Source organism: Pseudoalteromonas sp. T1lg21, from assembly GCF_002964625.1.
Lineage (GTDB): Bacteria > Pseudomonadota > Gammaproteobacteria > Enterobacterales > Alteromonadaceae > Pseudoalteromonas > Pseudoalteromonas gelatinilytica.
This window is the reverse complement of the sequence record NZ_PQBX01000050.1, coordinates 1,387-2,120: the sequence shown is the minus strand read 5'-3', so window position 1 is coordinate 2,120 and position 734 is coordinate 1,387. Positions and strand designations below refer to the sequence as shown.

General features: G+C 42.8%; 1 protein-coding gene. It reads right to left on the bottom strand.

Annotated features, from left to right (window positions below; genetic code table 11):
- Positions 1-699, bottom strand: a 699-nt coding sequence (locus C2M25_RS10315) for a phage portal protein (protein WP_158679702.1), incomplete at its 3' end; no start/stop codon positions are given.
- Positions 700-734: the final 35 nt, after the last annotated feature.

The following is a 734-nucleotide window of genomic DNA, read 5'->3' as shown; positions in this document are numbered from 1 at the left end:
GCCCGTAGACCACGTATATTCACCTGGATGATTGGTAAGAATATGGTACGCAAGGTGACGACCAAAACCGTCCTGCTCAACCCCCATTTTAATTACGTGGCCATTAGACAGGACTTTATAAAGATTAACATCGAGCAAATCAGCTTCTATAAGCTGAAAAGCATAACCAAACTTATTAGGTGCGTTGTCTATATGCCTGATCAACATATCACCGTCTTGGCTGACGGTCTTCGCTATCAATTGGTCAGCTTCGGTCATATTCATACGACCAGATATTTCGCAAAAACCTTTACGACAAAACTCTTTATAAGCTAACTCGACAGATTTATTCGCATCTTTATCAAGCTCTCCTTGCGCATTTCGTATCTGCGATTGAAGACGAAAACCCTTATCCCCGACAATATGCGTTTGCACCATGCCAAAGTACTTCTTGATATATCCAACGTCCTCACCTGCAGATCGACTTGCAGCTCGTAAGCGCTCCACATCTCTTCGTAAAGTTTCATCAACACTTAAACCATAACCGATAGGGTTTTTAAACAAACGATCAGACTTAGATGCAGCATAGCGTTTTTGTGCCGCAATTTGTTGAGGTGATAACTTACGTGCAACTTGCTCTGGTTGTTCGTAGTCACGAACTTCAGGCGCTTGTTGCTGAGTGTTATCACCACGCCCCAGTATCTTATCCAATAAACCCATAATCTTTACCGAAACCTAATTGAACGTCGGCGAGA